The 24463-nt window shown below is 67.2% G+C and carries 15 protein-coding genes, 3 rRNA genes and 1 pseudogene; 4 read left to right on the forward strand and 15 right to left on the reverse strand.

Annotation, left to right across the window (positions count from 1 at the left end; genetic code table 11):
• The first annotated feature begins 16 nt into the window (after positions 1-16).
• Positions 17-391 (forward strand): PRC-barrel domain-containing protein, encoded by a 375-nt coding sequence (locus RFN52_RS06110; protein WP_031104789.1) that lies wholly within the window; start codon positions 17-19, stop codon positions 389-391.
• On the opposite strand, the gene RFN52_RS06115 is transcribed toward RFN52_RS06110, so the two are convergent.
• The 13 genes from RFN52_RS06115 to RFN52_RS06175 form a co-directional block, all read right to left on the reverse strand.
• Entirely contained in the window at positions 310-1764 is a 1455-nt protein-coding gene (locus RFN52_RS06115) for a DNA polymerase IV (RefSeq protein ID WP_184843409.1), read from the reverse strand. The two genes, RFN52_RS06110 and RFN52_RS06115, sit on opposite strands and share 82 nt — an antisense overlap.
• 156 nt (positions 1765-1920) lie before the next feature.
• A complete protein-coding gene (locus RFN52_RS06120; RefSeq protein ID WP_184843413.1) occupies positions 1921-2604 on the reverse strand; it encodes a MerR family transcriptional regulator in 684 nt (227 codons plus the stop codon).
• Between the two features lie 294 nt (positions 2605-2898).
• On the reverse strand, positions 2899-3372 hold the full coding sequence (locus RFN52_RS06125; RefSeq protein WP_003988851.1) for a bifunctional nuclease family protein: 474 nt from the start codon (positions 3370-3372) through the stop codon (positions 2899-2901).
• Between the two features lie 82 nt (positions 3373-3454).
• Complete coding sequence (gene ftsR, locus RFN52_RS06130) at positions 3455-4192, reverse strand: transcriptional regulator FtsR (protein WP_184843416.1); 738 nt, start codon at positions 4190-4192, stop codon at positions 3455-3457.
• A 52-nt stretch (positions 4193-4244) separates the two neighbouring features.
• A complete protein-coding gene (locus RFN52_RS06135; protein ID WP_079128888.1) occupies positions 4245-5198 on the reverse strand; it encodes a zinc-ribbon and FHA domain-containing protein in 954 nt (317 codons plus the stop codon).
• 61 nt (positions 5199-5259) lie between these two features.
• Positions 5260-6171 carry a DUF881 domain-containing protein gene (locus RFN52_RS06140; RefSeq protein ID WP_184843419.1) on the reverse strand — a complete coding sequence of 304 codons (912 nt, stop codon included), beginning with the start codon at positions 6169-6171 and terminating at the stop codon, positions 5260-5262.
• Between the two features lie 5 nt (positions 6172-6176).
• A complete protein-coding gene (locus RFN52_RS06145) occupies positions 6177-6509 on the reverse strand; it encodes a small basic family protein (protein WP_003988855.1) in 333 nt (110 codons plus the stop codon).
• Positions 6506-7420, reverse strand: a complete 915-nt coding sequence (locus RFN52_RS06150; RefSeq protein WP_184843422.1) for a DUF881 domain-containing protein — start codon at positions 7418-7420, stop codon at positions 6506-6508. The genes RFN52_RS06145 and RFN52_RS06150 overlap by 4 nt, the downstream gene beginning before the upstream one ends.
• 98 nt (positions 7421-7518) lie before the next feature.
• A complete protein-coding gene (locus RFN52_RS06155) occupies positions 7519-10014 on the reverse strand; it encodes a mannose-1-phosphate guanyltransferase (RefSeq protein ID WP_033307452.1) in 2496 nt (831 codons plus the stop codon).
• A gap of 114 nt (positions 10015-10128) precedes the next feature.
• Positions 10129-10737, reverse strand: a complete 609-nt coding sequence (gene clsA / locus RFN52_RS06160) for a cardiolipin synthase ClsA (RefSeq protein WP_033307453.1) — start codon at positions 10735-10737, stop codon at positions 10129-10131.
• A gap of 109 nt (positions 10738-10846) precedes the next feature.
• Positions 10847-10963: ribosomal RNA gene (gene rrf, locus RFN52_RS06165) — 5S ribosomal RNA — on the reverse strand.
• Positions 10964-11058: 95 nt separating this feature from the next.
• Positions 11059-14179, reverse strand: a 23S ribosomal RNA gene (locus tag RFN52_RS06170).
• A 309-nt stretch (positions 14180-14488) separates the two neighbouring features.
• Positions 14489-16014, reverse strand: a 16S ribosomal RNA gene (locus RFN52_RS06175).
• The 16S, 23S and 5S rRNA genes sit together here, the layout of an rRNA operon.
• A gap of 550 nt (positions 16015-16564) precedes the next feature.
• Here RFN52_RS06175 and RFN52_RS06180 point away from each other — a divergent pair.
• A complete protein-coding gene (locus RFN52_RS06180; RefSeq protein WP_184843426.1) occupies positions 16565-17014 on the forward strand; it encodes a PTS sugar transporter subunit IIA in 450 nt (149 codons plus the stop codon).
• Between the two features lie 78 nt (positions 17015-17092).
• Entirely contained in the window at positions 17093-18763 is a 1671-nt protein-coding gene (gene ptsP, locus RFN52_RS06185; protein ID WP_184843429.1) for a phosphoenolpyruvate--protein phosphotransferase, read from the forward strand.
• A 72-nt stretch (positions 18764-18835) separates the two neighbouring features.
• On the opposite strand, the pseudogene RFN52_RS06190 reads toward ptsP, so the two are convergent.
• Positions 18836-19725 (reverse strand): annotated as a pseudogene (locus tag RFN52_RS06190) (DUF8829 domain-containing protein).
• Between the two features lie 183 nt (positions 19726-19908).
• A complete protein-coding gene (locus tag RFN52_RS06195; protein WP_184843432.1) occupies positions 19909-21876 on the reverse strand; it encodes an acetoacetate--CoA ligase in 1968 nt (655 codons plus the stop codon).
• Positions 21877-22087: 211 nt separating this feature from the next.
• On the opposite strand from RFN52_RS06195, the gene RFN52_RS06200 reads away from it, so the two are divergent.
• Positions 22088-24454 carry a glycoside hydrolase family 31 protein gene (locus tag RFN52_RS06200; protein WP_184843435.1) on the forward strand — a complete coding sequence of 789 codons (2367 nt, stop codon included), beginning with the start codon at positions 22088-22090 and terminating at the stop codon, positions 24452-24454.
• Positions 24455-24463: the final 9 nt, after the last annotated feature.

Here is a 24463-nt window from a genome sequence, read left to right on the forward strand (position 1 = left end):
ACCAGCTGGAGGGCCCGTGCGAACCGATATCGATCCGCGCAACCTGATCGGCCGCAAGGCGTTCGACCGCAACGGGACCAGGATCGGCACCATCGACGAGGTCTACCTCGACGACGCCACCGGCGAGCCGGAGTGGGCGGCCATACGGACCGGTCTGTTCAGCAGGGACGCATTCGTCCCCCTGGAGCCCAGTGAACTGATCGAGGGCGCCCTGCACGTGCCCTTCGAACGCGCCCTGATCAAGGACGCCCCCGACTTCGGCGTCGGCCGTCACCTCTCCCCGGAGCAGGAACTGCAGCTCTACCACCACTACGGTCTCGACGTCGCCGCCCCGCCCCCGCTCCCGGACCACGACTTCGGCAAGCTGGCGGGCACCGACGAGACGGCCTGAGCCGCCGTCCCGGGCGCTTCGTCTCCCCCTTCGGTCCCTCGTAACACCAACGGCAGCGGATCGGCCGCCTCCAGATCCGGGTCGTCGACCCGGAAGGTCCGCACGCGCCCGGGCTCCGAGTCGGGCGTCTCGAACCGTACGGTGACCCGCCCGAGGCCGCTGCCCTGCACCCATCCGTGCCCGAACTCGGCGTGCCGCACGTCGTGCCCGGCGGGCCACCGCCGCTCGGCGAGCGACGGCTGCTCCTCGGCCGCCGCCACGGCGTGCTCCTCGACCGGGCCTTCCGCGACCGCCCGCTCCCCCGCCGCCTGGGCGAACAGGTCCTCCTGCGTGTAATCGGCGAGGCCGCTGACCCCCACCCCGAGGAGCCGCACCCCACCGGTCGTATCGACCGAGTCCAGCAGTCTGGCCGCCGCCTCGCGGATCACCCCGGGATCGTCCGTGGGCCCGCGCAGCGTCTCGGACCGGGTGAGCGTCGAGAAGTCGTACCGCCGCACCTTCAGCACGATCGTCCGCCCGGACAGCCCTGCCCCGCGCAGCCGCCGTACGCACCGCTCGGCGAGCCGCTGCACCTCCAGCCCGACCCGTGTCCGGTCGTGGATGTCGACGTCGTAGGTGTCCTCGACCGACACCGACTTCGTCTCGCGCTCCGCCACCACGGGCCGGTCGTCCCGCGCCAGCGCCATGGCGTGGAGACCGTGCCCGTGCGCCTTTCCCAGCAGCCGGACCAGTTCGTCCTCGCCCGCCTCGACGATCTCCTCGACCGTGGTGATCCCTGCCCGCCTCAGATGGTCCCCCGTGGCCGGCCCCACCCCCGGCAGCGTCCGCACCGACATCGGCGCGAGCATGGCCCGCTCCGTCCCGGGCTCGATCACCACCAGCCCGTCGGGCTTGGCCTCCTCCGAGGCGATCTTCGCGAGCATCTTGGAGGCGGCGAGACCCACCGACCCGGTGAGCCCCGTGACGGCCCGTATGTCCGCGCGCAGCTTCACCCCGGCCAGCCGCGCCGACCGCTCGTCCCAGGCCACGCCTCCGGCCTCCAGATCCACGAACGCCTCGTCCAGGCTCAGCGGCTCCACCAGCGGCGACAGTGCCCGCAGCAGCTCCATCACCCGCTCGCTGATCGACCGGTAGAAATTGAAGCGCGGCACGAGATACGCGGCGTTCGGCGCGAGCCGCCGGGCCTGCCCCATGGGCATCGCCGAATGCACCCCGAAGACCCGCGCCTCGTACGACGCGGTCGCCACCACGCCCCGCGGCCCGAGCCCTCCCACCACCACGGCCTTCCCGCGCAGACTCGGCTTGGACGCCTGCTCCACCGAGGCGAAGAAGGCATCCATGTCGAGATGCAGGATCGTGGGCGCGGTTCTCACAACTCCGATGCTGCCCTACGCCACTGACAACGCCCCGCGCGACCGCCCTGAACGCCCCACGCGACCGCTCCGAACGCCCAACGGGAAACCGCTTGCCTCCGGTGCGGAAACGTCCCGCCTCCTGCGGCCGCGTGCGGTCCTGCGCTGCCGGACGGCTCAGACGGCCCGATTCCGCCGACGCGCCAGCTCGTCCGCGGGATTGGGCCCGACCAGGGTCTCGCCGGTGTCGATCCGCTCGCCGTGCAGCTGGGACAGCGCGCTCTCGACGTCCCGCCACACCACGCCCACGGCGATCCCGAACACACCCTGGCCTCCCTGGAGCAGGGCATGGACCTCGTCGGGCGAGGTGCACTCGTAGACCGTCGCGCCGTCGCTCATCAGCGTCATGCGCTCCAGATCGCTGAAACCGCGTTCCCTGAGGTGGTGGACGGCCGTACGGATGTTCTGCAGGGACACCCCGGTGTCGAGGAACCGCTTGACGATCTTCAGGACGACCACGTCCCGGAAGCTGTACAGCCGCTGCGTCCCGGACCCGTAGGCGGGGCGCACGCTCGGCTCGACGAGCCCCGTGCGGGCCCAGTAGTCCAACTGCCGGTAGGTGATACCGGCGGCCGCACAGGCCGTGGGGCCGCGATAGCCGATCTGCTCGGACGCCATGGACGTCGTCCCTCCGCTGCTCGGCACCGCACTCGGTCGCTGCGGAGCGTGCTCGGCCGCGCCTCCGGGCTGAGGGCATCCCCCGCCCGGGAGGGGCCGTGAGCCGGGGGGAGGGTACGGACCGCTCGCCCTGAGACTGCGCTCGGGGCCGCCCCCAGCCGTACCGTCGCCGCTGCTTCTCACGCCGACCTCCGTCCTTGACCTGCCTTCTCGACGGTAGGCAGTCACCAGGGGTGCGTCAACGATCGCCACACTCGCCACGCCGAGTGATAATCACCCTGAGAGTGGTTTCCCGTGCCCCACCGCGGGGAAAGGCTAGCCGAATGTGCTCGGCGCAAGCCGTGTGACGCTCTCCATCGCCTCCGGCACATGCGGGCATTTCACCCGTCCCACATACGGCGGGCGGCCCCGCCACGGACCACATCGTCCGCCGGGCCGCCCACACGCCTTCTCAGGCCGCTGCCCCTCCCGAGGCGCTCACTGGCTACTGCTGCCGAAGTCCTCCGGGGAGATCTGGTCGAGGAACTCGCGGAACTTCTCCACCTCGTCCTCCTGCTCGTCCGGAATCGCGATGCCGGCGTCGTCGAGCACCGTGTCACTGCCGTAGATCGGCGTCCCGGTGCGCAGCGCGAGCGCTATGGCGTCGGACGGGCGGGCGCTCACCTCGACGCCGCTGGCGAAGACCAGCTCCGCGTAGAAGACGCCCTCACGCAGGTCCGTGATGCGCACTTCCGTGAGCTCCTGGCCGACGGCTTCCAGCACGTCCTTGAACAGGTCGTGAGTCAGCGGCCGCGCGGGAGCCATGCCCTGCTGGGCGAAGGCGATCGCCGTCGCCTCCCCCGGCCCGATCCAGATGGGGAGGTAACGGTCGCCTCCCACTTCACGCAGCAGCACGATCGGTTGGTTGGAGGGCATTTCGACCCGGACACCTACGACATCGAGCTCGTTCACACAGCAACCCTAGGCCGTGCTCGGGACGTTTGGGTAGTCGGGCCGGTATCGGGCGCCTGATCCGGCCCCCTGCGCGCCCACCTCAGGGCAGCCGCACGCCGAGCGCCGTCCGCACCAGCGCGGCGTGCAGCTTCACCGTGAGCCCCGCCAGCTCCTTGGTGCGGGCCTCGGCATGAGCCCTGGTCTGCGGGTTCCGGTGCCGCCTCAACGGGGCCACCACCTGGTCCACGAGCCCGGCCTCACGGTCCGCGGCGGCCTTCATCGCCCGCAGGTGCCGCGGCTCGATCCCGAACCGCCCGAGCTCGATGACGAGCAGGGCGACGGTGACCGCCTCGGCGTCATAGGCACCGTCCTCCAGGGGGGTGAGAAGACCGTAGGACTCCCACTCCTTGAGCTCCTGCTCGTCGACATCCGCGGCGGCGAGCAGCGCGTCCCGCCCGATCCTGGCCGCCGTGGGCCCCTCGGACGGCTCGGCTGCGGACTCTCCGTCCCGCTGACGGCCCACCACCGGCAGCGGTACGGCCTCACCGCGCTCCATGGCCGCCAGGTGCTCCCGGATCACCTTCAGGGGCAGATAGTGATCCCGCTGCATCCTCAGGACGTGACCGAGGCGCTCGACGTCATGGGCGCTGAACTTGCGGTACCCCGACGGGGTCCGCTGCGGCTCGATGAGCCCTTCCGACTCCAGGAAACGGATCTTGGAGATGGTCACTTCGGGAAACTCGTCGCGCAGCGCGTTCAGCACCGCGCCGATGCTCATCAGCCCACTGTCCGTGGCGGCGGCGCCGCGCCCGGCACCGCCGCTCGGTTTTTGCAGCATGGACCTTCCCTGACGGATGGACCCTCGCTGGGGTCTGCCCGGACGGAGCCGGTCAGTAGCCCCGCTGGCTGGCGTAGAAGACCAGCCGGTACTTGCCGATCTGCACCTCGTCGCCGTTGTTCAGAGCGACCTGGTCGATCCGCTCGCGGTTCACGTACGTGCCGTTCAGGCTGCCCACGTCGGCCACCGTGAACGAACCGTCCTGGCCGCGGCGGAACTCCACGTGGCGCCGGGACACCGTCACGTCGTCCAGGAAGATGTCGCTCTGCGGATGCCGGCCGGCCGTCGTCAGATCGCCGTCCAGCAGGAAGCGGCTGCCCGAATTCGGACCGCGCCGCACCACCAGGAGCGCGGAACCCAGCGGCAGCGCCTCGACGGCGGCCTGAGCCTCCGGGGACAGCGTCGGCATCGGCGTCTGGCCGGTGGTCTCGCTGTCGTAGGCCTCGAGACCGGAGATGGAGATCGTGGAGGTCGTCTCGGACGGACGCTCCGGCGTCGCCCCCGCCCGCAGCGGCGCGCCGCAGTTGGAGCAGAAACGGCTGTTCTCCGCGTTGCGGTTACCGCACCTCGTACACACCAGTGCCGACATCGGATCCTCCTGCCGCGGCTGCCCACCGGGGGCGTTGGACGCATACGGGTCGGAAAACCCTCCACCCGCACTTGAGGTTGACGGTTGCCCGAAACCTATGCCGCCGGGCTGCGCAGGGTCAACCGACGGCGCGCCCTGACCACCGGAAACATCGCCGCCCGGGCCGCCGACCTGGTCCCGGAACAGCGGCCGCTGGCCCTCCGCGTCAGGCTGTGCGCGATGACGGGCGGTCGCATTGTCGCTGCCCTCTCGCGCGCTCTTGCCGAACAACTTCGCAAACAACTTCACGGGCGATTCCCCTTGACCGAAACAGACCCGCCCGTGGGGCAGGACGAACCCTGACTGAACACTCTGGCCGACCCGGACATCCTGACAACGTCCGTCTGCACCAGACAGTTTCCACCACGCACCGCCCATTCGGTGCGCCGACCCCCCGCAACGTCATGCCCTCGCCCGACGCCGCCCATGCACCCCCGGTTCACTGCGAGGACGACCGAGCGTAGTCAGGCCGCTTCGCTGCTCGCAAGGCGTCCACCACGATGTCGGTGGACCGCTCGATCGCGACGGTGGCCTGTTCCTTCTCGAGAGTCTGCACCACGCCTCCGGGGATGTTGAGCGCCGGCTCCAGGTCCTGCGACTTGCCGATGACCTTGAAACGATAGGGCGCGTTGATCTTGTTCCCGTCGACGCTCACACCCTTGCCGGAGTCCGCGAGATAGGTGCCGGCGACGACCCGGACGCCGTTGACCTGAATCGCCTCCGCGCCCGCGGCGCGCAGCTCCTGGATCGCGTCGAGCAGCATGTCCGCCTCGACCGTCCCCTTCGTGTCCACGATCGTCATGGTGATGCCGGGCCCCTGCGCGGCCACCGTGCCCGCCAGGATGCCGAGTTGCCTCTCCTTCTCGATCGTCTGCTTCCTGGCCTCCTCGGCCTGGTCCGAGCTGTTCTCCAGCTCGTCGCGCTGCTGTTCGAGACCCTGCTTCTCGTCCTCAAGACGCTGAGTACGGTCATCCAGTTCATCGAGAATGCGGACAAGATCTTCCTGCCGCGCGCCCCGCAGGGCGCTGTCGCTGTCGCTGTTGGAGGCCACCTGCACGGCCAGCCCGAACCCCAGACCGAACAACAGCACCGCGACGATGAGTTGCGCCCGGGTGACACGCGGCGGCCACAGCCCCTGCACCAGCCGCTGCCTGCCGGTCAGCCGCGGCCCGGGGTCCGGCTGCGGTTCCGGTACCTGCTCGGGCTCCGGCTCCTTCGGCGCCTCCTCGGCGGCAGGCGCCGCCGAGGGCACCTCCTGAGGCAGCTCCTTGCGCAGCCCGTTCCCGGATTCGCCCCCGCCGTCGCGCGTGTCGCCCCGGTCCTCGGCGGTCTTCTCGTCGTGATCGCTCATCGGCCTCACGCCCGGAACACGTGCCGGCGGATCGCCGCGGCGTTGGAGAAGATCCGGATACCGAGGACGACCACCACACCGGTGGACAGCTGGGCGCCCACGCCGAGCTTGTCGCCCAGGAACACGATCAACGCGGCCACGACGACGTTCGACAGGAACGACACCACGAAGACCTTGTCGTCGAAGATGCCGTCGAGCATGGCCCGCAGGCCGCCGAAGACGGCGTCGAGCGCTGCCACGACGGCGATCGGCAGATAAGGCTCGACCACCGCCGGAACCTCAGGCCGGACCAACAGGCCGGCCACGACTCCCACGACGAGGCCCAGTACGGCGATCACGATGTGCCCTTCTCACTCTTCTCAACGCTCGGCTGTGCTGTACGTACGGTCACACTCGGTGCGGCAGGCAGCCGGAGGTCGTCCTCCACGGAGATGCCTGTCCTGATGCCGTAGCTCTCCTGCAGCGCGTTCAGATACAACCCGTCCGCGCTGTTCTGGAACCGCGTGCTCAGCCGCTGCCCGTCCCCCACCGCCAGCACCGTGTACGGCGGCACCAGCGGCTTGTTGTCGACCAGTATGGCGTCACCGGCGGCCCTGATCGCGGACAGTGCCGTCAGCCTCTGCCCGTTGATCGAGACGGCCTCGGCACCCGACTCCCACAGCCCGTTCACCACGCGCTGCATGTCCCGGTCCCGCACCCGGCCGGTGTCGGAGAACCCGGAGGTCTCCCGCGGGTCGCCGTCGCCACCCGTGGCGGCTTCCTTGGCGTCGTTCACCACGAGCTTCACGCCGGGCCCGTGCACCGCTACCGCGCCCGACAGGATGCCCGCCAGGTCGGAGTCCGCGCTGCCGCCGCTGTTCCTCAGCGCCTCGCGCTGCCGTGCGCTCACGTCCGCGCGCAGCTCGTCGACGGAGTCCTCCAGCTTGTCCGCCGTCTCGGTCTCCCGGTCGATGCGGTCGACGAGCTCTTCCCGCTCCTTGGCGACGACCGGAGCCGCGACCCGCGCCTGCGCCGCTCCGAGGGTCACGACGAGGGCCGCGAGCACCAGTCCGGCGGCAAGCCCGAGCTTCGCCCGGAGCGTCTTCGGCATGCCGCTGTCTCCCGCGGCCTTCTTGCGCGCCGCGGCCTCGGCATATCCGTCGTCGAGGCTGTGGTCCATGACGTTGGTCAGCAACGACATGGACGCATCCGGGCGCCGGGGCCGCGCGGGTGTGCTCCGAATGGGGGGTTGCTGCGGCATGCCGCACATCGTCGCACGTCGCGAGCGCTACCTCCGAACGGCCCCACCGGCGTGCCGGACAGGCCCCGTTGGGGACACTTGTCCGGCACGCACGCGTGCAGCCCGTTCTACCGGCCGGCGCTGTCCACGACCGCCGACCATTCGTCAAGCAGGGCCTGCGCGGAGGCGTCGTCCGGCCCCTCGGCCCACAGGTGGGTGACGGCCTCGGCCGGATCGGGCAGCACCATCACCCAGCGGCCGTCGGTCTCCACCACCCGCACCCCGTCCGTGGTGTCCACGAAGCGATCTCCGGCCGCTTCGACGACCCGCCGCATCACGAGCCCCTTGACGGCCCACGGGGTCGCCAGATCGCGCTTCAGGACGTGCGCCCGCGGAATCCGCGCGTCGATCTGGCTGAGCGTGAGCTGCGTCCGCGCCACGAGTCCGATGAGCCGCACGAAGGCCGCGGTCGCGTCGTACACGCTGCTGAACTCGGGGACGATGAAGCCGCCCTTGCCGTCACCGCCGAAGATCGTCCCCTCCTCACCGCCGACCCGGGTGAGGTCGTCGGGAGAGGTGGTCGTCCACTCGACCTGCGTCCCGTGGTACGCCGCCACCTGCTCGGCGATCCGGGTCGTGGTCACCGGCAGCGCGACCCGGCCGCTGCGCCGCTCGGCGGCGACGAGGTCCAGCATCACGAGCAGCGCCCGGTCGTCCTCGATGATCCGCCCCTTCTCGTCGACGAGCGACAGCCGCTCACCGACAGGGTCGAACCGGACGCCGAACGCGGCCCCCGAGGACGCCACGATCTCCCCGAGACGCACCATCCCCGACCGCCGCATGTCGGCCGTCTCCGTGGGCCTGGACTCGTCGAGGCCGGGGTTGATCGTCAGCGAGTCCACCCCGAGCTTGCCGAGGAGGCTCGGCAGGACGAGTCCCGCGCTTCCGTTGGACGCGTCCACGACGACCTTCAGCCCGGACTCGGAGATGCCCGTCGTGTCGACGTTCCGCAGCAACGACCCGGTGTACGAATCGAAGACGCTGGCCGGGAAGTGCAGATCCCCGATCTCACCGGGGAACGCCCGACGGTACTCCTGCCGCGCGAACACCCGGTCCAGCTTCCGCTGGCTGCCCTGCGACAGGTCCGCGCCGTTCCCGTCGAAGAACATGATGTCCACGGAATCCGGCACCCCGGGCGTGGTGCGGATCATGATGCCGCCCGCGCTGCCCCGCGCGGTCTGCTGCCGGGCAACCGGCAACGGGACGTTCTCCAGGTCCCGCACGTCGATCGCGCTGGCCTGAAGCGCGGAGATCACCGCCCGCTTGAGCGCGCGGGCACCACGGGAGTGGTCCCGGGCCGTGGTGACGGTCGAGCCCTTCTTCAGCGTCGTCGCGTACGCGCCTGCGAGGCGGACCGCGAGCTCCGGAGTGATCTCCACGTTCAGGATCCCGGACACACCACGGGCGCCGAAGAGATGGGCCTGTCCCCTGGACTCCCAGATCACCGAGGTGTTGACGAAGGCGCCGGCCTCGATGGTCTTGAAGGGATAGACCCGCACATTGCCCTGGACAATCGATTCTTCACCGATCAGGCACTCATCACCGATGACCGCCCCGTCCTCGATCCGCGCCGCGCGCATGATGTCGGTGTTCTTGCCGACCACGCAGCCGCGGAGATTGCTGTGCGGCCCCACGTAGACGTTGTCGTGGACGACGGCCTTGTGCAGGAAAGCACCGCTCTTGACGACGACGTTGGAGCCCACGACGGTGTGCTCACGGATCTCGGAGCCCGCCTCGACCTTGGCGTAGTCACCGATGTAGACGGGCCCGCGGAGGACGGCGTCGGGATGGACCTCCGCTCCCTCGGCGACCCATACGCCCGGGGAGATCTCGAATCCGTCGACGTCAACGTCGACCTTGCCCTCCAGGACATCGGCCTGAGCCTTCACATAGCTCTCGTGCGTGCCGACGTCCTCCCAGTAGCCCTCGGCGATGTAGCCGTAGATGGGCTTGCCTTCCTTCATCAGCTGCGGGAAGACATCGCCGGACCAGTCGACGGGCACGTCGGGCTCGACATAGTCGAAGACCTCGGGCTCCATCACGTAGATGCCGGTGTTCACGGTGTCGGAGAAGACCTGGCCCCAGGTGGGCTTCTCCAGGAAGCGCTCCACCTTGCCTTCTTCGTCGACAATGGTGATACCGAATTCCAGCGGATTGGGCACACGCGTCAGACAGACCGTGACGAGCGCGCCCTTCTCCTTGTGGAAATTGATGAGCTCGGTGAGGTCGAAATCCGTCAGAGCATCGCCGGAGATGACGAGGAAGGCATCGTCCTTCAGCGCTTCCTCTGCGTTCTTGACGCTTCCGGCGGTACCGAGTGGCTTCTCCTCATTGGCATAGGTGAGCTCCATACCGAGCTCTTCGCCGTCACCGAAGTAGTTCTTGACGAGCGACGCCAGGAACTGGACAGTCACGACTGTTTCGTTGAGCCCATGCCTCTTGAGCAGCCGCAGAACATGCTCCATGATCGGCCGGTTGGCCACCGGCAGGAGCGGCTTGGGCATGCTTGAGGTCATAGGACGAAGGCGCGTGCCTTCGCCTCCGGCCATCACGACGGCCTTCATGTCGGAAGCGTCCTCCTCGAAGAGACGGTCTGGCCGACTTCCCCCGCCAGGATTGTCCCGCACATATCCAGCACGGGCCATCGCTCCGCTACGGCAGCAGGACCATCCGGGAGTTCAATCGGTCGTGGCGTCCGCACGGACCAGGCGGCGGACTTGTACCACGTAGAGGACTCCTGCCCACCAGTACAGCGTTGTACCCCACCCTGCGAACGCCCATCCGAAAATAGCAGCCAGTGACGAGATCCAGCCGCTTCCGTCACTGAGCAGCAGCAAGGGGAAGGCGTACATCAGGTTGAAGGTCGCGGCCTTGCCCAGGAAGTTCACCTGGGGCGGCGGATAGCCGTGCCGGCGGAGGATGCCGACCATGACCAGCAGAACCAGCTCTCGCGCCAGGAGTAGAGCGGTCAACCAGAGGGGCAGAATCTCGCGCCAGGTGAGGCCGACCAGGGTCGAGAGAATGTACAGCCGATCGGCCGCAGGATCGAGGAGCCGGCCGAGGCTGCTGATCTGGTTCCAGCGACGCGCGAGCTTGCCGTCCAGATAGTCACTGACACCGCTCAGGGCCAGCACCAGAAGGGCCCAGCCGTCACTTTGGGGCCCACCGAACTCAGGCCGCAGGATCAGCCACAGGAACACGGGCACGCCGACGAGGCGCGCCATGCTGAGGATGTTCGGGATGGTGAGCACACGGTCCGTCTGGACGCGAGTCTCCTGAACCTCCACCCGGGGGCCTCCTGTGGGAAATGTACCGACGATGCCCCCTGACCTTACCTCAACGCAAAAAGGCTCTGGCTCTTGGGCTGAGTGCCCAAGAGCCAGAGCTCTAAAAGGAGTTCGGCGGCGTCCTACTCTCCCACAGGGTCCCCCCTGCAGTACCATCGGCGCTGTAAGGCTTAGCTTCCGGGTTCGGAATGTAACCGGGCGTTTCCCCTACGCTATAACCACCGAAACACTATGAAACTGTCGAACAATGCCGCACCACACCGTGACCATGGCATGGGGCCGTTCGTGGTTTCAGAACCAACACAGTGGACGCGAGCAACTGAGGACAAGCCCTCGGCCTATTAGTACCGGTCAACTCCACACGTTACCGTGCTTCCATATCCGGCCTATCAACCCAGTCGTCTACTGGGAGCCTTACCCTCTCAAGGAGGTGGGAATACTCATCTCGAAGCAGGCTTCCCGCTTAGATGCTTTCAGCGGTTATCCCTCCCGAACGTAGCCAACCAGCCATGCCCTTGGCAGAACAACTGGCACACCAGAGGTTCGTCCGTCCCGGTCCTCTCGTACTAGGGACAGCCCTTCTCAATATTCCTACGCGCACAGCGGATAGGGACCGAACTGTCTCACGACGTTCTAAACCCAGCTCGCGTACCGCTTTAATGGGCGAACAGCCCAACCCTTGGGACCGACTCCAGCCCCAGGATGCGACGAGCCGACATCGAGGTGCCAAACCATCCCGTCGATATGGACTCTTGGGGAAGATCAGCCTGTTATCCCCGGGGTACCTTTTATCCGTTGAGCGACGGCGCTTCCACAAGCCACCGCCGGATCACTAGTCCCGACTTTCGTCCCTGCTCGACCCGTCGGTCTCACAGTCAAGCTCCCTTGTGCACTTACACTCAACACCTGATTGCCAACCAGGCTGAGGGAACCTTTGGGCGCCTCCGTTACTCTTTAGGAGGCAACCGCCCCAGTTAAACTACCCATCAGACACTGTCCCTGATCCGGATCACGGACCCAGGTTAGACATCCAGCACGACCAGACTGGTATTTCAACGACGACTCCCCCTGAACTGGCGTCCAGAGTTCACAGTCTCCCAGCTATCCTACACAAGCCGAACCGAACACCAATATCAAACTGTAGTAAAGGTCCCGGGGTCTTTCCGTCCTGCTGCGCGAAACGAGCATCTTTACTCGTAGTGCAATTTCACCGGGCCTATGGTTGAGACAGTCGAGAAGTCGTTACGCCATTCGTGCAGGTCGGAACTTACCCGACAAGGAATTTCGCTACCTTAGGATGGTTATAGTTACCACCGCCGTTTACTGGCGCTTAAGTTCTCAGCTTCGCCCAGACGAATCTGAGCTAACCGGTCCCCTTAACGTTCCAGCACCGGGCAGGCGTCAGTCCGTATACATCGCCTTACGGCTTCGCACGGACCTGTGTTTTTAGTAAACAGTCGCTTCTCGCTGGTCTCTGCGGCCACCCCCAGCTCACCGAGTAAATCGGATCACCGAGTGTGGCCCCCCTTCTCCCGAAGTTACGGGGGCATTTTGCCGAGTTCCTTAACCATAGTTCACCCGAACGCCTCGGTATTCTCTACCTGACCACCTGAGTCGGTTTAGGGTACGGGCCGCCATGAAACTCGCTAGAGGCTTTTCTCGACAGCATAGGATCATCCACTTCACCACAATCGGCTCGGCATCAGGTCTCAGCCTTAATGTGCGACGGATTTGCCTATCGCACGGCCTACACCCTTACCCCGGGACAACCACCGCCCGGGATGGACTACCTTCCTGCGTCACCCCATCACTCACCTACTAACCGCTTGGTTCAGCGGCTCCACCACTCCCCTTTGCCCGAAGGCTCCAGGGCGGCTTCACGGCCTTAGCATCACGATGCTCGATGTTTGACGCTTCACAGCGGGTACCGGAATATCAACCGGTTATCCATCGACTACGCCTGTCGGCCTCGCCTTAGGTCCCGACTTACCCTGGGCAGATCAGCTTGACCCAGGAACCCTTAGTCAATCGGCGCACACGTTTCTCACGTGTGAATCGCTACTCATGCCTGCATTCTCACTCGTGAACCGTCCACAACTACCTTCCGGTGCTGCTTCACCCGGCACACGACGCTCCCCTACCCATCCACACAGGCGTTGGCCCTATTGTGTGAATGACACGACTTCGGCGGTACGCTTGAGCCCCGCTACATTGTCGGCGCGGAATCACTAGACCAGTGAGCTATTACGCACTCTTTCAAGGGTGGCTGCTTCTAAGCCAACCTCCTGGTTGTCTCTGCGACTCCACATCCTTTCCCACTTAGCGTACGCTTAGGGGCCTTAGTCGATGCTCTGGGCTGTTTCCCTCTCGACCATGGAGCTTATCCCCCACAGTCTCACTGCCGCGCTCTCACTTACCGGCATTCGGAGTTTGGCTAAGGTCAGTAACCCGGTAGGGCCCATCGCCTATCCAGTGCTCTACCTCCGGCAAGAAACACACGACGCTGCACCTAAATGCATTTCGGGGAGAACCAGCTATCACGGAGTTTGATTGGCCTTTCACCCCTAACCACAGGTCATCCCCCAGGTTTTCAACCCTGGTGGGTTCGGTCCTCCACGAAGTCTTACCTCCGCTTCAACCTGCCCATGGCTAGATCACTCCGCTTCGGGTCTTGAGCGTGCTACTGAAACGCCCTATTCGGACTCGCTTTCGCTACGGCTTCCCCACACGGGTTAACCTCGCAACACACCGCAAACTCGCAGGCTCATTCTTCAAAAGGCACGCAGTCACGAGAACAAGGCAAGCCTTGTTCCGACGCTCCCACGGCTTGTAGGCACACGGTTTCAGGTACTATTTCACTCCCCTCCCGGGGTACTTTTCACCATTCCCTCACGGTACTATCCGCTATCGGTCACCAGGGAATATTTAGGCTTAGCGGGTGGTCCCGCCAGATTCACACGGGATTTCTCGGGCCCCGTGCTACTTGGGTGTCTCTCAAACGAGCCGCTGATGTTTCGACTACGGGGGTCTTACCCTCTACGCCGGACCTTTCGCATGTCCTTCGCCTACATCAACGGTTTCTGACTCGTCCCACGGCCGGCAGACCGTGGAAGAGAGATCCCACAACCCCGCATACGCAACCCCTGCCGGGTCTCACACGTATACGGTTTAGCCTCATCCGGTTTCGCTCGCCACTACTCCCGGAATCACGGTTGTTTTCTCTTCCTGCGGGTACTGAGATGTTTCACTTCCCCGCGTTCCCTCCACTTGCCCTATGTGTTCAGACAAGGGTGACAGCCCATGACGACTGCCGGGTTTCCCCATTCGGAAACCCCCGGATCAAAGCCTGGTTGACGACTCCCCGGGGACTATCGTGGCCTCCCACGTCCTTCATCGGTTCCTGGTGCCAAGGCATCCACCGTGCGCCCTTAAAAACTTGGCCACAGATGCTCGCGTCCACTGTGCAGTTCTCAAACAACGACCAGCCACCCATCACCCCGCCCTCTACAGGCGAGTTCACTGGGGCCGGCGACTGAGGAAGTTCATTCCCTCAGACACCCAACAGCGTGCCCGGCCAAGTCCCGTCCGGAGATCATGCGTTCCACGCTCTTACGAGCAGTACTAGCAGCCTCCGACCCGAGGTCCTGGCCGAATAGTCAACGTTCCACCCATGAGCAACCAGCATCAGACATTCGCTGATGTACTGGCCTCTGACCTCACCCCGAAGGGATCGGTAAGAAGTGCTCCTTAGAAAGGAGGTGATCCAGCCGCACCTTCCGGTACGGCTACCTTGTTACGACTTCGTCCCAATCGCCAGTCCCACCTTCGACAGCTCCCTCCCACAAGGGGTTGGGCCACCGGCTTCGGGTGTTACCGACTTTCGTGACGTGACGGGCGGTGTGTACAAGGCCCGGGAACGTATTCACCGCAGCAATGCTGATCTGCGATTACTAGCGACTCCGACTTCATGGGGTCGAGTTGCAGACCCCAATCCGAACTGAGACCGGCTTTTTGAGATTCGCTCCACCTCGCGGTATCGCAGCTCATTGTACCGGCCATTGTAGCACGTGTGCAGCCCAAGACATAAGGGGCATGATGACTTGACGTCGTCCCCACCTTCCTCCGAGTTGACCCCGGCGGTCTCCCGTGAGTCCCCAGCACCACAAGGGCCTGCTGGCAACACGGGACAAGGGTTGCGCTCGTTGCGGGACTTAACCCAACATCTCACGACACGAGCTGACGACAGCCATGCACCACCTGTACACCGACCACAAGGGGGGCACTATCTCTAATGCTTTCCGGTGTATGTCAAGCCTTGGTAAGGTTCTTCGCGTTGCGTCGAATTAAGCCACATGCTCCGCCGCTTGTGCGGGCCCCCGTCAATTCCTTTGAGTTTTAGCCTTGCGGCCGTACTCCCCAGGCGGGGCACTTAATGCGTTAGCTGCGGCACGGACAACGTGGAATGTTGCCCACACCTAGTGCCCACCGTTTACGGCGTGGACTACCAGGGTATCTAATCCTGTTCGCTCCCCACGCTTTCGCTCCTCAGCGTCAGTATCGGCCCAGAGATCCGCCTTCGCCACCGGTGTTCCTCCTGATATCTGCGCATTTCACCGCTACACCAGGAATTCCGATCTCCCCTACCGAACTCTAGCCTGCCCGTATCGACTGCAGACCCGGGGTTAAGCCCCGGGCTTTCACAACCGACGTGACAAGCCGCCTACGAGCTCTTTACGCCCAATAATTCCGGACAACGCTCGCGCCCTACGTATTACCGCGGCTGCTGGCACGTAGTTAGCCGGCGCTTCTTCTGCAGGTACCGTCACTTTCGCTTCTTCCCTGCTGAAAGAGGTTTACAACCCGAAGGCCGTCATCCCTCACGCGGCGTCGCTGCATCAGGCTTTCGCCCATTGTGCAATATTCCCCACTGCTGCCTCCCGTAGGAGTCTGGGCCGTGTCTCAGTCCCAGTGTGGCCGGTCGCCCTCTCAGGCCGGCTACCCGTCGTCGCCTTGGTGAGCCACTACCTCACCAACAAGCTGATAGGCCGCGGGCTCATCCTGCACCGCCGGAGCTTTCGAACCATCTGGATGCCCAGACGGATCAGTATCCGGTATTAGACCCCGTTTCCAGGGCTTGTCCCAGAGTGCAGGGCAGATTGCCCACGTGTTACTCACCCGTTCGCCACTAATCCCCACCGAAGTGGTTCATCGTTCGACTTGCATGTGTTAAGCACGCCGCCAGCGTTCGTCCTGAGCCAGGATCAAACTCTCCGTGAATGTTTTCCCGTAATCGGGATGACACGCACGAGAGCGGAACAGTCAGGCGGAATAGGCCCGACCGTTCACAGCGTCCTCGCTGTGTTTTTTCAAAGGAACCTCGACCATCGGTTGTCCGATGGACGGGGTATCAACATATCTGGCGTTGACTTTTGGCACGCTGTTGAGTTCTCAAGGAACGGTCGCTTCCTTTGTACTCACCCTCTCGGGCTTTCCTCTGGGCGCTTCCCTTCGGTGTTCCAAACTCTATCAGTGTTTTTCCGGCCCCCTGACCACTCTCCCGCAGGCATGCAGAAGGTGACCCAAAGTTAGGATCTGACAAGTTGGTTGCTGCCCGGCCGGGACGCGCGGTCGCATCGCTCAGCCCCAGGCAGGAGTACGACTGTACACGCGGCCGCGGAGCAGGTGCAAATCAATTTGGGGTATGGTCTAGACCACTTCGAGGTGCTCCCGCGGAACCGGCACTTCAGGTGACATACGCTGCTGAACAGTGTGCCGCCCGGTACCTACAGGGACGGCCATATCGATCTCCACCCCTGGGAGGCTTCCCATGACCACCGTGACGTCCCCGCTCGCAGGACGCGCCATCGGACTGGCAGCCGTGCCGGATCCCGTCTTCTCCGGGGCCATGGTCGGCCCGGGCACAGCGATCGACCCCGTACGTGAACCTTCCGAGGCCGTCTCGCCCGTGGACGGCGTCATCGTCTCCCTGCACCCGCACGCGTTCGTCGTCGTCGACGAGAGCGGGCACGGCGTGCTCACCCACCTCGGTATCGACACCGTGCAGCTCAACGGCGAGGGTTTCGAGCTGCTCGTGAACAAGGGCGACACCGTCACGCGCGGACAGGGTGTCGTGCGCTGGAACCCGGCTGCCGTCGAGGCCGCCGGCAAGTCCGCGATCTGCCCGGTCGTGGCCCTGGAGGCCACGGCCGAGGCTCTCTCCGATCTTCGCATCGACGGCGAAGTGAAGGCCGGCGACAGTCTCTTCCTCTGGAAGTGACGTCAGTGCCGTCGTATGACGGCGAGTACGACAACCAACGCGGCGGCGGGGCCCGCCGCTCTATCGGAGACGGGTGAGATGGAGACAACGCTGCGAGGCGTCGGGGTGAGCCACGGTGTGGCCATCGGCGAGGTTCGGCACATGGGAACGGCGGTACTCGAGCCGCCCGCGAAGCAGATCCCGGCGGAAGAGGCGGAGCGTGAGCAGGGGCGCGCCCGCAAGGCCGTGGAGGCGGTGGCGGCTGACCTGATGGCGCGCGGCAACCTGGCCGGCGGTGAAGCCCAGGCCGTGCTCGAGGCACAGGCCATGATGGCCCAGGACCCCGAGTTGATGGCCGATGTGGAGCGGCGGATCGCCGTCGGCAGCACGGCGGAGCGCGGGGTGTACGACGCGTTCGCCTCCTACCGCGAGCTGCTGGCGGGGGCCGGTGAGTACCTGGCCGGTCGTGTGGCCGACCTCGACGACGTGCGGAACCGTATCGTCGCCCGTCTGCTGGGGGTGCCGATGCCGGGCGTCCCCGACAGCGACGAGCCCTACGTCCTGGTTGCCCGCGACCTTGCTCCGGCCGACACCGCGCTGCTGGACCCGACTCTGGTGCTCGGCTTCGTCACGGAGGAGGGCGGTCCGACCAGCCACAGCGCGATTCTGGCCCGGGCGCTCGGTGTGCCGGCCGTGGTGGCGCTGCCGGGTGCCGGTGAGCTCGCCGAGGGCACGATGATCGCGGTCGACGGCAGCACGGGAGAGATCTTCGTGGACCCGAGCGACGAGAAGAAGGCTCAGCTCGAGGCCGCGGCCGCCCAGCGGAAGGCCGCGTTGGCTGCGTCGACCGGGCCCGGAGCCACCGCGGACGGTCACAAGGTGCCGCTGCTCGCGAACATCGGTGGCCCCGCTGATGTGGCGGCCGCCGTCGAGGCCGGTGCCGAGGGAGTGGGTCTCTTCCGTACCGAGTTCCTCTTCCTGGACGACAGCAAGCAGGCGCCGTCCGAGGAGAAGCAGGTCGCTGCGTACCGGCAGGTGCTCGAGGCGTTCCCCGAGGGGCGTGTCGTGGTGCGGGTGCTGGACGCGGGCGCGGACAAGCCGCTCGACTTCCTCACTCCCGCGGACGAGCCGAACCCGGCGCTCGGCGTGCGGGGTCTGCGGACGCTCCTCGACCACCCGGAGGTCCTGCGTACCCAGCTGGCCGCGCTGGCCAAGGCCGCGGAGGGACTGCCCGTCTACCTTGAGGTCATGGCCCCGATGGTGGCGGACCGTACGGATGCCCGGGCCTTCGCGGACGCCTGCCGTGCCGCTGGGCTGCGGGCGAAGTTCGGTGCGATGGTCGAGATCCCGTCGGCCGCGCTGCGGGCCCGCTCGATCCTTCAGGAGGTCGAGTTCCTGTCGCTGGGAACGAACGACCTCGCTCAGTACACCTTCGCCGCCGACCGTCAGGTGGGCGCTGTGTCCCGTCTGCAGGATCCCTGGCAGCCCGCTCTGCTCGACCTGGTGGAGCTGTCAGCCGAGGCGGCCAAGGCCGAGGGCAAGAGCTGTGGTGTCTGCGGTGAGGCCGCGTCCGACCCGCTGCTCGCGTGCGTGCTGACCGGTCTGGGCGTCACCTCTCTTTCGATGGGTGCCGCGTCGATTCCCTATGTCCGGGCGACGCTGGCAAAGTACACGCTGGCGCAGTGCGAGCGGGCTGCTGCGGCGGCGCGGGCGACGGACAGCGCTGAGGAGGCGCGCATCGCCGCGCAAGCGGTGCTGTCGGGCGAATAGGCCCGGTCCGGCCCGCGGCGACCGTTTCCCGGCAGGGGCACTCCACTGAGGTGGGGTGCCCCTGCCGGCGTTTCAGTGCTGGTGCCCAGGGGTGGGCTTCTCCTCCCTGAGGTCGGGCGGCGCGCAGTAGTCGACGTTGGATTCAGGGGAGATCAGGTCTCCGGATTCCACGTCGGTGCAGTAGGCGTCGAAGACCTCTCCTGCGGTGAGGGGTTCGAGTCCGTATGCGCGCATGCGCCAGCCGTAGACGCGGTCGGGTGTGTCCGGGGCGCTGACGCGGATGACGAGTCCTCCGGGGCTCTCGGTGGCCAGGCCGAGGGCCAGGAGGGTGGTGAATTCGAGGGCTTCGGTTTCGTTCAGTTGCAGGGAGGCCCCGTCGTCGGTGATGTGGAGGGCCGCGGTGAGGGTTTCGGGCGGTCCGGTGACGCTGCAGACGAGGTGGCGGTCGCCGGGTGGGGCTGTGTCGAGGATGTGGACGAGCAGGCCCGCGGCTCGGGTGAAGGCGGCGCGTGCGATGTCCTCGCCGCAGGAGGTGCAGGAGCCGAGGCTGGCGAGGAGGGTGGTCGCGTACTCCCAGGTGGCCTGCCGTACGGCTTCGTCGACGAGGGCCGGGAGCAGGTCGGCCAGTGGGCGGCCGTCGTAGGGAAGGGTCGGGCCTGTGGCTGCGATCTGTGCGGTGAAGCGTGTGCGGCTCGACGGGTGGTCGGGGTCCAGGCCCTTCTGTGTGCAGAACTCGGCGTACTCCTCGGGATCGAAGAGGGCCACCGTGGTGTGGCTGCCCTGCAGGGCGCGGGTCCTGAGGAGGCCCTCCACCTGTTTCAGGTAGGTCGCGTGGTCGGCGAAGGTGAAGCTGCGGTAGCGCCGCATGGCCCGGAAGTCGTGTTCGTCGGTCAGCAGGCCGATGTGCCGGCGATCTCGCGGTGCAGAACGCGTCGCATGGTCCGGTTGTCGGTGTGCGCCATTGTTTCCCCCTGTGCACGGTCGATCAATGCTCACTCACAGTAATCGACGGCACTGACATCGGCCTGGCTCCGGGCGATCGCGTGCGCAGGCACGGCCGGAAGGGGCAGGTCACAGCGGGTGTAGTCGTGTGACCTGCGCCCCGAGCGGCGGTGACGGGGAGTGTGTGACGGAGGTCGTCGGGGTCAGGCGCGCTTGCGGGCCAGGTCCTCGTAGAAGTTCAGCAGGTCGAGGTTGTCGATGGAGCCCGGGTTGACCGCCTTCTCCAGCGGGGTGCCCTGGAGGAGACGCTTGACGGGGACCTCGATGCGCTTGCCGGTGAGGGTGTGCGGGACGCCGGGTACTTCGATGATCTCGTCGGGGACGTGGCGCGGAGACAACTGCTCGCGGATCGTCTGCTTGATGCGGCTGAGCAGGGCCTCGTCGAGGACGGCTCCAGGGGCCAGGTGCACGAAGAGGGGCATCCAGTAGCCGCCGTCGGGCTGCTCGATACCGATGACGAGGGACTCCCTGATCTCGGGGAGCCGCTCGACGGCTTCGTAGATGTCGGCGGATCCCATGCGGACGCCCTGGCGGTTGAGCGTGGAGTCGGAGCGGCCGTGGATGACGACCGATCCGCGGGAGGTGACGGTGATCCAGTCGCCGTGCCGCCACACGCCGGGGTAGGTGTCGAAGTAGCTGTCGTGGTAGCGGCTGCCGTCGGGGTCGTTCCAGAAGTGGATGGGCATCGACGGCATGGGGTTGGTGACGACGAGTTCGCCGACCTCGTCGACGAGGGGGCCGCCGTTGGGGTCCCAGGACTGGAGGTCGGTGCCCAGGCAGGGGGCCTGGAGTTCGCCGACGTGGACCGGGAGGGTCGGTACGGCTCCGGCGAAGCAGGAGCACACGTCGGTGCCGCCGCTGACGGAGGCGATCCACAGGTCGTCGCGGACCTCGTCGTGGAGCCAGCGGAAGCCGTCGGGCGGCAGGGGCGAGCCGGTGGTGGCGACGCACTGGACGGAGGACAGGTCGAAGTCGCGGGAGGGGTGCACGTCGGCCTTGCGGCACGCCATGACGTAGGCGGCCGAGGTGCCGTAGAGGGTGGCTTTCGTGCGTTCGGCGATCCGCCACTGGGCGCCGGTGTCGGGGTAGCCGGGGCTGCCGTCGTAGAGGACGATCGTGGTGCCGGTGAGCAGGCCGGAGACGAGGAAGTTCCACATCATCCAGCCGGTCGAGGTGTACCAGAAGAAGCGGTCCTCGGGGCCGAGGTCGCAGTGCAGGCCGAGTTGCTTGAGGTGCTCGACCAGGATGCCGCCCTGGGACTGGACGATGGCCTTGGGCAGTCCGGTCGTGCCGGAGGAGTAGAGCACCCACAGGGGGTGGTCGAAGGGCACCTGCTCGAAGACGGGCTCGGTGTCGGCCGTGGTGAGGGCCGACCAGTCCAGGGCGCCCTCGGGTGCCTCGGTGCCGAGGAGCGGGATGTGGATCACTGCGCGCAGGGTGGGCAGTTCGCGGCGCAGTTCGGTGACGACGTCGCGCCGGTCGTGCTCCTTGCCGCCGTAGCGGTAGCCGTCGACCGTGAAGAGCACCACGGGTTCGACCTGCTGGAAGCGGTCGAGGACGCTGCGGGCGCCGAAGTCGGGTGCGCAGGACGTCCAGACCGCGCCGACGGCGGCTGTGGCGAGGAGGGCGACCACCGCCTGCGGGACGTTCGGGAGGTAGCCGCTGACGCGGTCGCCGGGGCGTACTCCGAGGGCGCGCAGTTCAGCGGCGAGGGAGCCCACCTGACGGCGCAGCTCGGCCCAGGTGACGGGGCGTGGTTCGTGGGTCTCGTCGACGTACAGGAGGGCCGGTTCGTCCGCGCGGGTGTCGGCCGCGCGCAGAGCGTGTTCGGCGTAGTTGAGGGTCGCTTCGGGGAACCACTGGGCGCCCGGCATCGAGCGGTCGCCCAGCACGCGCGCGTAGGGGTGGGAGAAGCGGACGTCGAACCACTCGGTGACGGCTTTCCAGAAGGTGTCCAGGTCGTCGACGGACCAGCGCTGCAGGGCCGCGTAGCCGCCTTCGGCGGGGGCGCCGTGGTGTTCGGCGGCCCAGGCCTGGAACCTGGTGATCCGTGCCCGGGCGATGCGCCCGGGGTCGGGCTGCCAGAGCGGCTGGAAACTGTCGGTCGGCATGGTCGGCTCCCGGACTGTGCGCGTCGTGTGCGTCCTCCGCGCACGGGCTGGGGTGTGCGCGTGAGCGGCTGGCACGGACAATGCCATGTGATCGACTTCGGCACCAGGGCGCGCCCCACATAGTCCGTGTCGTGAAGATGTGGTCCCGGCATGGGTGAACGGCAGTTGAACGACACCCGTTCGCGAGGCGGTCAGTGGCAGGGTGAGCAGCATGAACGGTCGTGACCTGGTGCGTTCGGTGAAAGCGGTGGCTTCGGTGGGGGCGGCGCAGGGTCTGCGTACCGTACGAGCAGCGTGGCGCAGGCACCGGGCCGACGCCACCTGGCTGCCGGCGCGGGGGACGGAGCGTGCGCGGGTGCCCGGGCTCGTGGAGGACGCGGAGCCGGGGCCGGGTGGCGGCGTCGTCCGGTTCAGCCGGTCGGAGCTGCGGATTCTGGTCGCCGTGAACGGGGCCGTGTTCTGGGGTTGGGACGGGGCGGAGCCCGAGCCGTCGTACGCGCTGGCCGGCCGCTGCCCGGAGCCCGATCCGCGGGCGGTCCTGGAGCCGGACAAGGACGGTGGCTGGCGTGTGGTGGCCGAGCGGGTGACGGTGGTGGTCTCGCGGCACGGCGCGGTGGAGGTGCTCACTCCGGGTGGTGTGACCCTGCGGCGTGATCTGCCGCCGCGGTGGTGGGAGCCGGTCGGTGGCGGTCCGGCGCGGTGGATGCAGCGGTCCGAGGTGGGCGCCGACGCGCGGTTCTTCGGACTCGGGGGGCGTGCCTCGGGCCCCCGGCTGCCGGACGGGACGTACCGGCTGTGGAACACCGATCCGGGCCGTTCCTTCGCTCCGGGGGACGACCCGCTGTACATCACGATGCCGGTGCAGCTGGTGGTGTCCGACGGAGGTACGCATCTGGCGTTCCACGACAGCTCGTGGGACGGCACGGTGACGTTGCGGGAGGGCGAGGAGGGCGCGGGTTCGGGGCACGACCGTGCCGGGACGAGCGAGTTGCGCATGGACGGTGGTCCGCTGCGCTGCTGGGTGATGGTGGGCACTCCCGCGCGCGTGCTGCTCGCCTGGGCGTCGCTCACCGGGGCGCCCGCGCTGCCGCCCGCGTGGGCGCTCGGGCACCATCACGCGCGGTGGGGGTTCGGCAGCGAGCAGGAGGTGCGGCGGATCGTCACGGGATACCTGGAACGCGGTCTGCCGCTGGATGCCGTGCACCTGGACATCGACCACCTGGAGGGACATCAGGTCTTCACCGTCGACCAGGACCGCTTCCCGAAGTTGCCCGTCCTGGCAGAGGAGCTCCGGCGGGACGGCGTCAGGCTGGTGTCGATCGTCGACCCGGCGGTGAGGGCCCTGCCCGGCCATGCGGTGTACGACGGCGGGGCCGCCGAGGACGCGTTCGTGAGGGGCGCCTCTGGGGACGTGGTGGAGGGGGTCGCGTGGTCCGGGGAGGCGGTGTTTCCCGATTTCACGCACGCGCGCGTGCGTGAGTGGTGGGGCGGGCTCTACGAGGAGCGGCTCGCCCAGGGCTTCTCGGGTTTCTGGCACGACCTGAACGAACCCACGTCGTTCACCGCCTTCGGTGAGTCGACGCTGCCGCGGTCGGCCCGGCACTCCCTGGAGGGGCGGGGCGGTGACCATCGCGAGGCGCACAACGTCTACGCGCTGTGCATGGCCAGGGCGGCCTACGAAGGCCTGCGGAAGCTCGCTCCCGAGGAGCGGCCGTTCCTGTTCTCCCGCTCCGGGTGGGCCGGTATGCAGCGCTACGGAGGGACGTGGTCGGGGGACGTGGCCACCGGCTGGCCGGGGCTGCGGGCCTCGCTGGCCCTGGTGATGGGGCTCGGGCTGTGCGGTGTCCCGTACTCGGGGCCCGACGTCGGGGGCTTCGACGGGGATCCGTCCCCCGAGCTGTATCTGCGGTGGTTCCAGCTGGGCGCTTATCTGCCGCTGTTCCGTACGCACGCGAGTCTGCGGGCGGGGCGCAGGGAGCCGTGGGAGTTCGGTGGCGAGGTGCTGGAGCACGCGCGCGTGGCGCTCGTCGAACGCCGGAGGCTGCTGCCGTACTTCATGACGCTGGCGCATCTGGCGCGGCGTACGGGAGCGCCCTACGTGCGGCCTCTGTGGTGGACGGCGCCGGAGGAGCGGGCGCTGCGGGAGTGTCAGGACGCCTTTCTGCTGGGTGACAGCCTGCTGGTGGCGCCGGTGCTGGACCCGGGCGCCGACCGGCGTGCGGTGCAGTTGCCGCGGGGGCGCTGGTACGACACCGCGACAGGGCGGGCGTACGAGGGGCCGGGGAAGGTGCTCGTCGACGCGCCCCTGTCGCGCATCCCCGTGCTGGCACGCGCGGGTGCCGTGCTTCCGGTGCGCGGGGAGGACGGCGGGCTGGAACTGGAGGTGTGGGCGCCCGCCCGGGGGCGGACCGGGGGCGGGCTGGTCGTGCCGGACGGGGGCGACGGGTGGGACGAGCCTGAGATCGAGCGCTACACCGCTCGGTGGGTGGGCTCGCGGGTGGTCGTGGAGCGGGCGGGTGAGGACGGCGGGGGCGCGCCGCCCTACCCGGTGCGCGTCCGCGGGACCGGTGAGCGGTGAGCGGTGAGC

The sequence above is a fragment of the Streptomyces collinus genome (genome assembly GCF_031348265.1).
Classification (GTDB): Bacteria; Actinomycetota; Actinomycetes; order Streptomycetales; family Streptomycetaceae; genus Streptomyces; species Streptomyces collinus.